Consider the following 12,875-nt stretch of genomic DNA (forward strand, 5'->3'; position numbering starts at 1 on the left):
CCACTAAGGGAAGTCGGTGTGCTTTACTCAGTGTCATGGTCGACATCAGCCGCGGATCGGCGCTCGGAACCTCAGGTGCGAGCGAGCTGTTCCAGTTGCTGCGCGACGGCGCCCCGCGCACGCGCGCCTCGCTCGCCCAGTCGACCGGGCTCGCCCGCTCGACCATCGCCGCGCGGGTCGACGAGCTCATGCGGCTCGGCCTCGTCTCGCCCGTCGCCGACGCGGCCTCGACCGGCGGAAGGCCGCCCTCGCAGTTCGCGCTGAACCCCGCGGCCCGCATCGTGCTCGCCGCCGACCTCGGCGCCTCGCACGCCACGCTCGCCGTCACCGACCTCACCGGCACGGTGCTCGCCGAGCACTCCGAGCGCATGGACATCGCCCAGGGCCCCGAGCCCGTGCTCGGCTGGATGGTCGAGCAGGGCCTCGCCCTCATCGAGGGCCTCGGCCGCACCCGGCACGAACTCGTCGCGATCGGCATCGGCGTGCCCGGCCCCGTCGAGCACTCGACCGGTCGCCCCGTGAACCCGCCCATCATGCCCGGCTGGGACCGCTTCGACGTGCCCGGCTGGGTGCAGCAGCACCTCGAGGTGCCCGTGCTCGTCGACAACGACGTCAACATCATGGCGCTCGGCGAGCAGGCCATCGCCTGGCCGCAGACCGAGCACCTGATGTTCGTGAAGGTCGCGACCGGCATCGGCTCGGGCATCATCTCGGGCGGACTGCTGCAGCGCGGCGCGCAGGGCATCGCGGGCGACATCGGGCACATCCGCGTGGCGCGCGGCAGCGAGGTGCCCTGCCACTGCGGCAATCGCGGATGCCTCGAGGCCCTCGCCTCCGGCCCGGCCATCGCACGGGCGCTGCGCGAGCAGGGTCTCGACGCGGCATCCGGCAGCGACGTCGTCGAGCTCGTCAAGCGCGGCGACATCGACGCGATCCAGGCGGTGCGCCAGGCCGGCCGCGACATCGGCGAGGTGCTGACCGCCTGCGTGAGCTTCGTGAACCCCTCGGTCATCGCGATCGGCGGCTCGATGGCGCGCGCGGGCGAGCACCTCATCGCGGGCGTCCGCGAGGTCGTCTACACCCGGTCGATGCCGCTCGCGACCGAGCACCTCGCGATCGTGCAGTCGGCGGCCGCCGAGAACGCCGCCGTGCTCGGAGCGGCGATGCTCGCCATCCACCACGCGCTCTCGCCCGAGGGCATCGACGCGCTCGCCGCGCGCTGACCCCGGGGCATCCTCGCGCCCTCGCGGCCGCCTGCGGCCCGCACCCGGCCCGACGGCCGCGCGGCACCCTCGTCGATCGCTCACGAGGATGCCGCGCATCGAGCCGATTCGGCGTCAGAACCGCAGGTCGCGCAGGTAGTCGTACCCGACGTCGGCGGTCTGCAGCGGGGTGACGTCGGGGGTGTCGTTCTCGACGATGTACTCCTCGACCGCGTGCGCACGGAAGATCCGCGCGAAGTCGATCGTGCCGGTGCCGAGGTCGGCCATGTCGCCGCCCGTGTGGCGGTCCTTGACGTGGAACTGGCGCACGCGCTGCGGCGCCTGGTCGATCACGTCGATCGCGAACTGCTCGGGATCGGCGGCGCCGTCGCCGCTCTGGATGCCGCCGGTGACGACCCAGTAGAGATCGGCCTCGAGGTGCACGAGGGCGGGGTCGAGGCGCTCGGTGAGCACCTGCCACGGGGTGAGCCCGCCGCCGAGGTCGGTCGTGAACTCGTGCGCGTGGTTGTGGTAGCCGTAGGCGATGCCGTACGACGCGGCGGCCTGCGCCTCGGCGTTCATCGTGTCGGCGAGCTGCTGCCAGTCGGCGAGCGCCCCCGAGGCGAAGTACGGCACGTTGAGGTAGCGCTGGCCGAGCGTCGCCGCGTTCTCGAGCTTCTGCTCGAGGGCGGCGGCATCGGGCGAGGTGCCGTCGTGCGACGAGGTCGCCCGGATGCCGATCTCGTCGTAGAACGAGCGCAGCTCGGCGGCGGTGCGGCCGAAGTAGCCGAGCGCCTGTTCGACGCGCGGGTAGCCGAGGTCCGCGATCGCGCGCAGCGTGGTGTCGTAGTCGCCGGGGCCCCAGGGCGCTCCGAGTCCCTCGCGCACCGTCCACAGCTGGAGGCTGATCTTGCCCGGGGGCACCCGCTTCCACGGCTTCTTGGCGACATCCGCCATCGCCGGCGCCGCGCCGGCCGAGAAGGTCGCCATCGCGGCCGTCGCGCCCAGTGCGCCGAGGAGGAGCCCGCGTCGGCTCACCCCGCGCTCCTGCAGTGATGCGCGAAGTGCGCCCGTCCCGTCATGTCCGTAGCACATGCTGTTCCTTCCGTCTCATCGTCGAGAGTTCCGTGCTCGAACACTGTCGCTCACTTTTGTCGCAGCGTCAATCAAAAGTCGCTTGTGATTACCACAGAAGTCGCTGGTGATACATCCGAACCGGACGCGACGGCCTCGACGGCGCGGTCCAGCGCGACGCCGAACACGGCGACGCACCGCGCCCGAGCCGACGAGGAGACGGGCGGACGGGTTGCGGGACTACGCCGGCGCGCCGAGCCAGACGACGAGCGCCGCGAGCGCCAGCAGGTTGCCGACGACCCCGGCCCAGAAGACCCGGCGGAAGCTGCGCTTGCGGGTCTTGTGCCGGAACAGCTGCTGCGCCGCGAGCGCGCCCGGCCATCCGCCGGCGAGGTCGACGAGGTGCAGGGTGCGTTCGGCGATACGGCCCGCTCCCCGCTTCGCGGCCGCCTTGTCGATGCCGTAGGCCGCGAAGGCGACGACCGACCACGTCCCGTACCAGGCGCCGATCCACCACGGCACCGCCGCGAGCGCGAGGGCGCCGACGAGCAGCGCGGCGAAGCCGACGAGCACCCCCCAGCTGAGCGTTGCGGGCAGCGGACGCGAGAGGTCGCGGTCGCTCCGGACGGCGCGGGACGGCCCGCGCTGCACCGTTCTCGGATCACCTGCCATGCCGTCGATCGTACGGCGTACGGGGGCGGTGGCGAGTACGCTCGGAGGGTGCCTGAACCATTCGCCCTCTTCGATCTCGAGGGTGACACGTGGGCGCCGCCGGCCGAACCCCGTCCGCGGCTTCCGCACGAGACCCGCATCGTCGCCGACTCGGGCGATCGAGTGGCGTGGCTTCGCGCCCGCGCGCAGGGCATCACCGCGACCGATGCGGCCAAGCTCGCCACCCGCGAGTCGGTGCGCACCGCCGCGCACGAGAAGCTGCACGGCGGCCGCCGCAGCTTCGGGGGCAGCCGATACACCGACCACGGGCGCGCCCGCGAACCCGTGATCGCCGAGTGGGTCCGCCAGACCCACGGCCTCGCGCCGTCGACGCTGCTGTTCCACTCCGAGTTCGAGCGGCGGCACCTGGCGACGCCCGACGGGCTGGGCGTCGCCGAGAACGGCTCGCTCGAGCTGTGCGAGATCAAGACGACCTCCAAGCCGTGGCGCGGCATCCCCCGCGGCTACCTGCGGCAGGTCTGGTGGCAGCAGTACGTGCTCGGCGCCGAGCGCACCCTCGTCGTCTGGGAGGAGCACGCCGACTTCGTGCCCGTCGACGACGAGCCGAAGGCTCGCTGGGTCGACCGCGACGACGACCAGATCGAGATCCTCGTGGGTCTCGCGAACGAATTGCTGCAGGCGATCCGTCCGAACCCCGCTGCCGTCGACCCGCGGGCGGTCTATCGCCCGGGGGCGCTCGCGTGACCACGCTCCTCCTGCACGGCCTCGGCGCCGACCGCAGGCAACCGCTCGAGCTCCTCGCGCCGGTCGTGCGCTCGGTCGCGGGTGACGACGAGCTCGTCATCGCCCCCGACGTGCGCGCCCACGGCGGGTACCTCACAGTCGGCGAGCCCGCCGACTTCGCGCTCGACCGCCTCGCGGCCGAGGTCGCGACGACCGTCCGCGAGCAGGTCGAGGAGGCCACCGGACGCCCCCTCGACGAGGGCGGGCCGCTCACCGTGCTCGGCATCTCGATGGGTGCGGCGCTCGCGCTGCGGCTGGCGCTCGACGAGCTGCTGCCGATCGATCGCGCGGTGTTCGTGCGGCCGGCCTTCGACGACCGCTCGCTGCCCGACAACCTGCGCGTCTTCCCCGTCATCGGGCAGCTGCTCATCGACGCAGGGGCGGCCGGTGCGGCCGAGTTCCGCGAGCGCGAGATCTTCCACCGCATCGCGGCCGAGTCCCCCGCCGGGGCGAAGGGGCTGCTCACGCAGTTCACCTCGCCCGATGCCGCACGCCGCGCGATGCGGCTCATCGAGATCCCGCGCAACCGCGCCTTCGCCGACGATGCCGAGCTCGCACGGCTCACCTCCCGCGGCATCCGCTCACTCGTCGTCGCGGCGCCCCGCGACCCCGTGCACCCGGTGCCGATCGCCGAACGCTGGGCCATCGGGCTCGAGGCGCCCCTCGTGATGCTCACCGCCCGCGACGACGGCCAGGCGCAGCAGAACGCGGTGCTCGGGCACCAGCTCTCGCGCTGGCTCGAGGCGAGCGACGCGCGGCGCGGCACGCGGGGCTGAGAGCTCGCCCCCGACGCGACTCAGCCGGCGGTCGGCGTCATCGCCCGGTCGCCCCCGGAGGGCGAATCCGTCGCGGCCCGCCCGCCGATCCGGCTGAGGCCGACGACGCCCGAGCCGACCAGGAGGATGAACGCCGCGATGGCGATGACGTACACGCTGACGCCGTCGTACCCGACGCCCGGGCTGACGGCGGGGTCGAAGAACGGATACGGGTACCAGCCGACGATCGCCCCGCGGATCATCGTGTAGACGACCCACGCCATGGGAAACGCCGCGATCCACCAGAAGCGGCTCCACGGGATGCGGCCACGGCCCGGCGCGAGCACCCAGTCGAGCACGAGGTAGAGCGGCGCCCAGACGTGCAGGATCTCGTTCGACCACGGCAGCGTGGTCGCCTGGTCGAGCGAGATGTCGCGCAGCAGCAGGTTGTAGACGACGAGCGTCGTCGCCATGTACGTGGTCGCGCAGGCACGCACGAGGTCGAAGAGGGGCGGGTCGCTCGCCCGGCGGAACGCGTACGCGGCGCCGACGAGCAGCACGATCGCGGCGAGCGCGTTGGAGAGGATCGTGAAGAAGCTGAAGAAGTTCACGACGAAGGCAGTCGGGTCGGGCACCATCGAGAGGCTCTTCGCGAACTGCCCCACGATGGCGACGATGATCGCCGCGGCCGCCGCGACCCGCAGCACTCCGAAGACTCGACGCACGATCCACCCCTTCCGGCCGTCGCGCGACGACCTCCTCGCAGCATAGCCACGGCGGGCAGAATGGAGCGAGGACCACGACGGAGGGCACGGGGCATGCAGACGGAGACGGCGCAGGAGACCATGCGGGCACTGGTGATCGACCGCACCGGCGGCCCCGACGAGCTCCGCCTCGCCGAGGTGCCGCGCCCGCTGCGCATCAGCGACGAGGTGCTCGTTCGCGTCGTCGCCGCGAGCGTGAACCCCATCGACGTGAAGACCCGGGCGGGCCGCGGCACGTCCGCGGCGATCACGAACTGGCCCGCGGTGCTCGGCCACGACTTCGCCGGCGTCGTCGAGCAGGTGCCCTACGCCGCGCATCCGCTGCAACCGGGTGACCGGGTGTACGGCATGGTGCGGGTGCCGCGCATGCCGGGCACCCACGCGGAGTACACGACGGTGAGCTCGATGAGCCTCGCCCCGATGCCCGCCTCGCTCGACTTCGCGCACGCGGCGGCGGTGCCGCTCGCGGCGCTCACGGCGTGGGGCGCCGTGGTCGACACCGCACGGGTGCACGACGGGCAGCGGGTCCTCATCCACGCCGGCGGGGGCGGGGTCGGACACTTCGCCGTGCAGTTCGCGGCGTACTTCGGCGCGACCGTCACGACGACCGCGTCGCCGCGCAACGCCGACTTCCTGCGGGGGCTCGGCGCGCACCGGGTCGTCGACTACACGAGCGAGCGCTTCGAGGAGGTCGCGCGCGACCAGGACGTCGTGATCGACCTCATCGGCAACGTGAAGGATGCCACGGGCACACGCTCGCTCGACGCGCTGCGTCCCGGCGGGCTCATCGTGACCGTGCCCACGGGCTCATGGCCGACCATGCGCGAGGAGGCCGAGGCCCGCGGCCTCCGCGCGACCGGCTACGTCGTCTCGCCCGACGCGCGCACCCTCGCGGTGATCACCCGCCTCATCGACGACGGCGCGGTGCGCGTGCACCTCGACCGCGAGCTGCCGCTCGCCGAGGGCGCGGAGGCGCACCGGCTGATCGAGGCCGGGCACGTGCGCGGCAAGCTCGTGCTGCGGGTCGCGCCCGACCCCGCCTGACGCCGGCTCCGGCTCGCCGCCCCCGACCGGGGTCGCGTCACCGCCCCGCCGCGAGCAGGGAGGCGCCGAGCTCGCTGCGCAGGTACAGCACGCTGTGCCCGTAGCGGGTCGACACGACGAGGCCCGCATCGCGGAGCACCCGCAGGTGCTGGTTGACCGCCGACGCGGTCACGCCGAAGCGCACGCCGAGCTCGGTCGACGACGCCGGGTCGCCGAGCGCCGAGAGCAGCCGGGCGCGGGTCTCGCCGAGCACCGCGGCGACCGCGGCCGGGTTCGCGACGTGCTCGGCCTCCCACAGGGCGCCCTGGCCCCGCGCCGGGTACATGATCATGGGCGGCCCGTCGCCGATGGGCGCAGAGCCACGCCGGGTGAACATCGTCGGCACGAGGGTGAGGCCGAGACCGTCGATGGGCTGCACCCGTTCGTTCGGGTCCTTGAGGCGCACCCTGACGACACCGCCCTCGTAGTCGACGGTGCCCGAGATGCCGTTGAGCATCGTCGCGAGGCCCTGCTGCGCGATCTGCCGCCCCCGATAGACGACATCGGCCTCGAGCACGGCGCGCATGCGCGGCCAGTAGGGTTCGAAGGTCGCGGCCCAGAGCTCGTCGAGCGCATCGGCGAGCCGTCGGATCGCGGCGCGCGGCGACCCGGCGAAGACCTCGGGGACGTGCCCGTGCACGCCGACGAGGTCGCGCTCGAACTCGGCGGGCGAGATCGCGCGCAGCGCCGCCATCTCGTCGTCGAGCCGGGTGAGGGGGCTCGTCGGGCGGGGGTTCAGGAAGTCGGGGGTCCAGAGCCGCTCGTCGATGAGGGCGGTGAGCGCGTCGAGGTCGAGTTCGGCGCGGGCGGCCTCGGTGCGCCGGAGCCAGGGCAGCTGCAGCGGGAAGCGGGCGGGGTCGCGGATGGCCCGCAGCGACAGGCCCAGCTCGCAGAGCGGAGAGATGCCGAATCGCACGGCCGCGACATCCGTCTCGTTCAGCACGTAGCTCAACATGAAGCAGAACGCTACATCAATTTCGAAGGGGATGCGCTCTCTGACAGAACTGTCTCGTGAGCCCTACCTCCCCGCCCGGCACCGCCCCCGCCTCCCCCGACACCGGCGCGACCCCCGCGGTCGACGCGGGCGCCGCCGACCCCGTCGCGCGGCCGAACCTCGTCGCCCGCCTCGCCGCCTCGGTCGCCGACCCCGTGCTGCGCATCCTCGTCGGCGCGACGCTCATCTCCCGCATCGGTCGCGGCATCTTCCTCACCGTCACCGTGCTGTACTTCACGCTCATCGTCGGCCTCACGCCCGGCGAGGTCGCGATCGTGCTCGCCGCGGCGAGCGGGGCCGGCGTCGTCGCGTCGTTCGCGGGCGGCTGGCTCACCGACCGGTTCAGCGCGAAGCGCCTCATCATCCTGTTCACGAGCATCGAGGGCGTCGCGCTCATCGCGTACGTGTTCGCCGGCGACTTCGTCACGGCGCTCGTCATCGCGGTCGTCTGCGGACTCTTCGAACAGGGCGCGAACTCGACCCGCTCGGCGATCATCGCCCGGGCCTTCACCGGAGAGTCGCGGGTGCACGCCCGCGCCGTCCTCCGCACCGTGACCAACGTGTCGATCGCCGTCGGCTCGGGGCTCGGCGCACTCGCCCTCGCCCTCGGCACGGCCGAGGCGTACCGGGGGCTCATCATCGGCGCCGGCGTGCTCTACCTGCTCGGCCTGTTCCAGCTCGTGCGCCTGCCCGCCCGGGTCGACGCCCCGGCGCGCGCCGCGGTCGCCGAGGTCGTCACCGCGACCGGTTCGGTGGATGCCGCGGCCACCGCCGAGGCGATCGCGAGCGAGCGGCGCGACTGGCGCTCGCACTCGCCGTGGCGCGACCCGCGCTACCTCTGGCTCACCGCGCTCAGCGCGATCTTCGGCATGCAGTTCGGCGTCGGTGAGCTCGGCGTCCCCCTGTGGATCACCCGCGAGACCGAGGCGCCCGAGGTGCTCATCGCCGCACTGCTGATCCTCAACACGATCATCGTCGTGGTCTTCCAGGTGCCGATGTCTCGCGGCACCCACGACCTGCGGGTCGCGGGTCGCGTCTCGGCGATCGCCGCCTGGCTCATGGCCGGCGCGTGCCTCGTCTACGCGGCCGCCGCGGGGCTGCCGGTCGGCTTCGCGATCGCGGTGCTCGTGATCGCCGCGATCGCCCACGCCTTCGCCGAGGTGCTCTCGCAGGCCGGCGGCTGGGGCCTCAGCTTCGAACTGGCCGACCCGGTGCGCGCGGGCACCTACCAGGGCGTCTTCGGCATGGGGTACTCGGTCGGCGCGCTCGCCGCACCGCTCGTCGTCAACGCGACGGCGATCACGCACGGCCTCGTCGGGTGGGCCTCGCTCGCGGCCGTGTTCCTCGCCTCGGGGCTCGGCACGTGGTGGATCGCACGACGGGCCGCCGCCGCGACCACGGCCTGATCGCGCGGCTCGCGTCCGGCGCTGCGCTCACGGCGTCGCGCTCACGGCGCTGCGCTCACGGCGCCGTGCTCACGCCGCGGCGGTCACCGCGCGGTGTCGAGCCGCTGCTCGAGCACCCAGTCGTCCTCGACCCGGCCGCCGACGGTGAAGTGCTTGCGACCGACCTTCGCGAAGCCCCGCTTCTCGTAGAAGCGGATCGCCCGGGCGTTCTCCTCGTTGACGCCGAGCCAGCAGGTGACGGCGCCGGCGGCGCTCGCCGCCTCGAGGGTCGCCGCCATGAGCGGCGCGGCCACGCCGCGGCCGTGCTCGCCCGCGCGCGTGTAGAACTTGCTGAGCTCCACGGCGGGCCGACCCGTGACGACGGTCGCGGCATCCGGATCGCCCGGCTCGCCGCCGACGAGCATGCTGTACCCGATCAGCGAGGCGGACGCCCCGCTCCCCCGCTCGGCGACGAGCACGCGCCGATCGGGGTCGGCGAGATAGGCGACGAAGTGCTCGAGGCGGAAGTGCCGGTCGATGAAGTCGGCGATCGCCTCGGGCGTCGTGTGCGGCGGGCAGGCCAGCGGGAACGTCTCGGCGGCGAGGGCCGCCAGCTCGGCGACGTCCGCCTCCGCCGCGGGGCGGACAAGGAGCTCGTCGGCATCGTGGGTGATGGTCACGTCCGCGATTCTGGCAGACCGCCGCCGGCGACGTCGGCGTGTTTCAGCACCCCGGAAGCCCGTCAGCGCGCATCCCGAGTAGCGAGCTGACGGGCATCCCGAGCGCCGAGCCGGGCGGCCGCGACGACGAACGGGCCTCCCCGACCGTCGCACCTCCGGGGTCGCCGGATCGGTCGGGGAGGCCCTGGTCGTCGACCAGGCCGAGCCTCAGAGGAAGCGGGCGTACGCCCCCACCGTGAGGAACGTCGGGAACTCGGGCTCGAGCGCCACGGTGCGGAACACCGAGATCGCGTCGTCGAAGCGGTCGCCCTCGAAGCGGGGCAGCTCGGCGACGGCCGCCGCCATGAGGCGCACGATCGAGGTCTGGTCGATGCGCGTGCCCTCGGCGGTGACGGTGTTCTCGTTGAGCCACTGCCACAGCTGCGAGCGCGAGATCTCGGCGGTCGCGGCATCCTCCATGAGGTTGTCGATGGCCGCGGCGCCGACGCCGCGCAGCCACGACTCGATGTAGCGGATCGCGATCGAGATGTTGTCGCGAACCCCGCCCTCGGTGACCTCGCCGCCGATCGACGGGATGTCGAGCAGGTCGGCCGCCGTCACGTGCACGTCGTCGCGGAGGCGGTCGACCTGGTTCGGCCGGTCGCCGAGCACCGCGTCGAACTCGGCGCGGGCCGTCGGGATCAGGTCGGGGTGGGCGACCCACGTGCCGTCGAAGCCGTCGCCCGCCTCGCGGCGCTTGTCGGCCGAGACCGCGGCGAGCGCGCGCTCGGTCACCTCGGGGTCGCGGCGGTTCGGGATGAACGCGCTCATGCCGCCGATCGCGTGGGCACCGCGCTTGTGGCACGTCTGCACGAGCAACTCGGTGTAGGCCCGCATGAACGGCACCGTCATCGTGATCGCCTTGCGGTCGGGCATCACCCAGCGGCGGCCCCGCGAACGGAAGGTCTTCACGATCGAGAAGATGTAGTCCCAGCGGCCGGCGTTGAGGCCGGCGCAGTGGTCGCGCAGCTCGTAGAGGATCTCGTCCATCTGGAACGCGGCCTGGATCGTCTCGATGAGCACCGTCGCCCGAACCGTGCCCTGCGGGATGCCGAGGGCGTCCTGCGCGTAGACGAAGATGTCGTTCCAGAGCTTCGCCTCGCGGTGCGACTCGAGCTTCGGCAGGTAGAAGTACGGTCCGCGACCGGCCGCGATGAGCGCCTTCGCGTTGTGGAAGAAGTACAGTCCGAAGTCGACGAGCGATCCCGAGGCGTGCATCGCCCGGCCCGCGCGGTCGTGGAACTTCAGGTGCTTCTCGACGAGGTGCCAGCCGCGCGGACGCATCACGATCGTGGGCGTCTCGGCGGCGGTGACGCGGTACTCCTTGCCCTCGGGGCTCGTGTACTCGAGCTCGCCGCGGAGGAAGTCGAAGAGCGAGAGCTGGCCCTCGATGACGTTCGCCCAGGTCGGACTCGTCGCATCCTCCTGGTCGGCGAGCCACACCTTCGCGCCCGAGTTCAGGGCGTTGATCGACATCTTGCGGTCGGTCGGACCGGTGATCTCGACGCGGCGGTCCTCGAGGCCCGGTGCGGCGCCCGCGACCCGCCACGTGGCGTCCTCGCGGATCCACGCGGTCTCGGGCAGGAACCGGGGGTCGCGGCCGTTCGCCGCGTCGACGCGGGTCTGCAGGCGCTCGGCGAGCAGCTCGTGCCGGGTGCCGGCGAAGCGGTCGTGCAGTTCGGCGAGGAACGCGAGCGCCTCGGGCGTGAGGATCTCGTCGTAGCGCGCGCCGTGCGGCGCGGTGACCTCGATGCGCGGTTCGACGGTCTGGAAGCTCCCGGTCGCGGGGCGGGCGGTGGATGCCTCGGTCGCGCGTGCGGGCGGAGCATCCGTTCGTTCGATGATCAGGGTGTTCATGGTCGTCTCCTTGCGATCTTCGTTTCTCAGGAGGGATCCGGGGCGGATGCGGCATCCGCACCCGAATCCTCCTGAGAAGCCGCCTTCCCAGAAGTCCGGCTCCTGAGAAACACGAATGGCGTCAGTGGTTGAACTGTTCTTCCTCGGTCGATCCGACGAGGGCGAGGGTTGCGCTGTTGGGGTTCAACGCGGTGGCGATCTGATCGAAGTAGCCGGTGCCGACCTCGCGCTGGTGGCGCGTGGCGGTGTAGCCGGATGCCTCCGAGGCGAATTCCGCCTCCTGGAGCTCGACGTAGGCCGACATGTGACGCTCGTTGTAGTCCTTGGCGAGCGTGAACATGCCGTGGTTCAGGGAGTGGAAGCCGGCGAGGGTGATGAACTGGAACGCGTAGCCCATCGCGGCGAGCTCGCGCTGGAACTTCGCGATCTGGTCGTCGTCGAGGTGGCGCTTCCAGTTGAAGCTCGGCGAGCAGTTGTACGAGAGGCGCTTGCCCGGGAACTTCGCGTGCACGGCCTCGGCGAAGCGACGGGCCAGGTCGAGGTCGGGCTCGGCCGACTCGACCCAGAGCAGGTCGGCGTACTCGGCGTAGGCGAGGCCGCGGGCGATGACCGGCTCGATGCCGTTCTGCACGTTGTAGAAGCCCTCGGCGGTGCGCTCACCGGTGACGAACGGCTTGTCGCGCTCGTCGTGGTCGCTCGTGAGCAGGGTCGCGGCGAGGGCGTCAGTGCGGGCGATGATGATCGACGGGACGCCCGCGACGTCGGCCGCGAGACGGGCCGCGTTGATGGTGCGGATGTGCTGGCCCGTGGGGATCAGCACCTTGCCGCCCATGTGGCCGCACTTCTTCTCGCTCGCGAGCTGGTCCTCCCAGTGGACACCGGCCGCACCGGCCTCGATCATCTGGTGCATGAGCTCGTAGGCGTTGAGCGGGCCGCCGAAGCCGGCCTCGGCGTCGGCGACGATGGGGGCCATCCAGTCGCGGTCGTCGGTGCCCTGCTCGATCTGGCCGGCGCGGAGCAGCGCGTTGTTGATGCGGCGCACGACCGCCGGAACCGAGTTCGCCGGGTAGAGCGACTGGTCGGGGTAGGTCTGGCCCGAGAGGTTCGCGTCGGCCGCGACCTGCCAGCCCGAGAGGTAGATGGCCTTGAGGCCCGCGCGCACCTGCTGCACGGCCTGGTTGCCGGTGAGGGCGCCGAGCGCGGCCGACCACTCCGGGTCCTCCATGCGCTCGAAGGCGTTGCCCGTGTTCTTCTGGATGTTCTCCCAGAGCTTCTCGGCACCGCGCTTCGCGAGCGTGCGCTCCTCGCGGACGGGGCCGCGGAGGGCGATGACGTCCTCGGCGGTGTAGTCGCGCTTCACGCCCTCCCAGCGGGGGTCGGCGTCCCACTCGAGCTGCAGCTCGGCCGCGGTCTGGGTCTGGTCGCCGGGGCGGTTGGGGGTGCTCATCGTCGTGCTCCTTCGGTGCTGCGGGGTGCATTCTCCGGATGCCTCGTGGCGGTCATCCGTTCGTCCTGCACCCATGCTGCGCCCGCCTGGAGCACCCGGACCGACGAATCCGGGGGTGAACTTCTGCAGTATTTCTACTC

At 72.3% G+C, this 12,875-nt stretch carries 12 protein-coding genes; 5 read left to right on the top strand and 7 right to left on the bottom strand.

What is annotated here, in order from left to right:
* Window positions 1-35: 35 nt before the first annotated feature.
* Window positions 36-1,223 (top strand): ROK family protein, encoded by a 1,188-nt coding sequence (locus ACFVAJ_RS04580; RefSeq protein WP_376941622.1) that lies wholly within the window; start codon window positions 36-38, stop codon window positions 1,221-1,223.
* 114 nt (window positions 1,224-1,337) lie between these two features.
* Here ACFVAJ_RS04580 and ACFVAJ_RS04585 read toward each other — a convergent pair whose 3' ends face one another.
* Together ACFVAJ_RS04585 and ACFVAJ_RS04590 are read right to left on the bottom strand one after the other, a co-directional pair.
* Window positions 1,338-2,240 (bottom strand): sugar phosphate isomerase/epimerase family protein, encoded by a 903-nt coding sequence (locus ACFVAJ_RS04585; protein WP_376941623.1) that lies wholly within the window; start codon window positions 2,238-2,240, stop codon window positions 1,338-1,340.
* Window positions 2,241-2,516: 276 nt separating this feature from the next.
* A complete protein-coding gene (locus ACFVAJ_RS04590; RefSeq protein ID WP_376941624.1) occupies window positions 2,517-2,948 on the bottom strand; it encodes a DUF1294 domain-containing protein in 432 nt (143 codons plus the stop codon).
* A gap of 138 nt (window positions 2,949-3,086) precedes the next feature.
* On the opposite strand from ACFVAJ_RS04590, the gene ACFVAJ_RS04595 reads away from it, so the two are divergent.
* Window positions 3,087-3,692: a YqaJ viral recombinase family protein gene (locus ACFVAJ_RS04595; protein ID WP_376942472.1), complete on the top strand. Its 606-nt coding sequence runs from the start codon at window positions 3,087-3,089 to the stop codon at window positions 3,690-3,692.
* On the top strand, window positions 3,689-4,507 hold the full coding sequence (locus tag ACFVAJ_RS04600) for an alpha/beta fold hydrolase (protein WP_376941625.1): 819 nt from the start codon (window positions 3,689-3,691) through the stop codon (window positions 4,505-4,507). Before ACFVAJ_RS04595 ends, ACFVAJ_RS04600 begins: the two co-directional genes overlap by 4 nt.
* Before the next feature lie 20 nt (window positions 4,508-4,527).
* Here the strand turns inward: ACFVAJ_RS04600 and ACFVAJ_RS04605 are convergent, their stop codons facing one another.
* Window positions 4,528-5,211 (bottom strand): Pr6Pr family membrane protein, encoded by a 684-nt coding sequence (locus tag ACFVAJ_RS04605; protein WP_376941626.1) that lies wholly within the window; start codon window positions 5,209-5,211, stop codon window positions 4,528-4,530.
* Window positions 5,212-5,304: 93 nt separating this feature from the next.
* Here ACFVAJ_RS04605 and ACFVAJ_RS04610 point away from each other — a divergent pair, with 93 nt between their 5' ends.
* Window positions 5,305-6,294: an NADP-dependent oxidoreductase gene (locus ACFVAJ_RS04610; protein ID WP_376941627.1), complete on the top strand. Its 990-nt coding sequence runs from the start codon at window positions 5,305-5,307 to the stop codon at window positions 6,292-6,294.
* A gap of 37 nt (window positions 6,295-6,331) precedes the next feature.
* Here ACFVAJ_RS04610 and ACFVAJ_RS04615 read toward each other — a convergent pair whose 3' ends face one another.
* Complete coding sequence (locus tag ACFVAJ_RS04615) at window positions 6,332-7,288, bottom strand: DUF5937 family protein (RefSeq protein ID WP_376941628.1); 957 nt, start codon at window positions 7,286-7,288, stop codon at window positions 6,332-6,334.
* A 56-nt stretch (window positions 7,289-7,344) separates the two neighbouring features.
* Between ACFVAJ_RS04615 and ACFVAJ_RS04620 the strand changes: the two genes are divergently transcribed.
* The gene (locus ACFVAJ_RS04620; RefSeq protein ID WP_376941629.1) at window positions 7,345-8,733 is read left to right on the top strand and encodes an MFS transporter; all 1,389 of its coding nucleotides are present in this window, start codon (window positions 7,345-7,347) and stop codon (window positions 8,731-8,733) included.
* A gap of 83 nt (window positions 8,734-8,816) precedes the next feature.
* Here ACFVAJ_RS04620 and ACFVAJ_RS04625 read toward each other — a convergent pair whose 3' ends face one another.
* The 3 genes from ACFVAJ_RS04625 to aceA all read right to left on the bottom strand — a co-directional run bounded on the left by ACFVAJ_RS04625 (window position 8,817) and on the right by aceA (window position 12,735).
* Window positions 8,817-9,392 carry a GNAT family N-acetyltransferase gene (locus ACFVAJ_RS04625; RefSeq protein ID WP_376941630.1) on the bottom strand — a complete coding sequence of 192 codons (576 nt, stop codon included), beginning with the start codon at window positions 9,390-9,392 and terminating at the stop codon, window positions 8,817-8,819.
* 207 nt (window positions 9,393-9,599) lie between these two features.
* Complete coding sequence (aceB, locus tag ACFVAJ_RS04630; RefSeq protein WP_376941631.1) at window positions 9,600-11,288, bottom strand: malate synthase A; 1,689 nt, start codon at window positions 11,286-11,288, stop codon at window positions 9,600-9,602.
* Window positions 11,289-11,409: 121 nt separating this feature from the next.
* The gene (aceA, locus tag ACFVAJ_RS04635) at window positions 11,410-12,735 is read right to left on the bottom strand and encodes an isocitrate lyase (RefSeq protein ID WP_376941632.1); all 1,326 of its coding nucleotides are present in this window, start codon (window positions 12,733-12,735) and stop codon (window positions 11,410-11,412) included.
* Window positions 12,736-12,875: the final 140 nt, after the last annotated feature.

The organism is Agromyces sp. NPDC057679 (assembly GCF_042799635.1).
Taxonomy (GTDB): Bacteria; Actinomycetota; Actinomycetes; order Actinomycetales; family Microbacteriaceae; genus Agromyces.

Coding starts and splice junctions, on each gene's coding strand:
- ACFVAJ_RS04580 (WP_376941622.1), top strand. CDS start 36: ATGGTCGACATCAGCCGCGGATCGGCGCTCGGAACCTCAGGTGCGAGC.
- ACFVAJ_RS04590 (WP_376941624.1), bottom strand. CDS start 2,948: ATGGCAGGTGATCCGAGAACGGTGCAGCGCGGGCCGTCCCGCGCCGTC.
- ACFVAJ_RS04610 (WP_376941627.1), top strand. CDS start 5,305: ATGCAGACGGAGACGGCGCAGGAGACCATGCGGGCACTGGTGATCGAC.
- ACFVAJ_RS04615 (WP_376941628.1), bottom strand. CDS start 7,288: ATGTTGAGCTACGTGCTGAACGAGACGGATGTCGCGGCCGTGCGATTC.
- aceB (WP_376941631.1), bottom strand. CDS start 11,288: ATGAACACCCTGATCATCGAACGAACGGATGCTCCGCCCGCACGCGCG.
- aceA (WP_376941632.1), bottom strand. CDS start 12,735: ATGAGCACCCCCAACCGCCCCGGCGACCAGACCCAGACCGCGGCCGAG.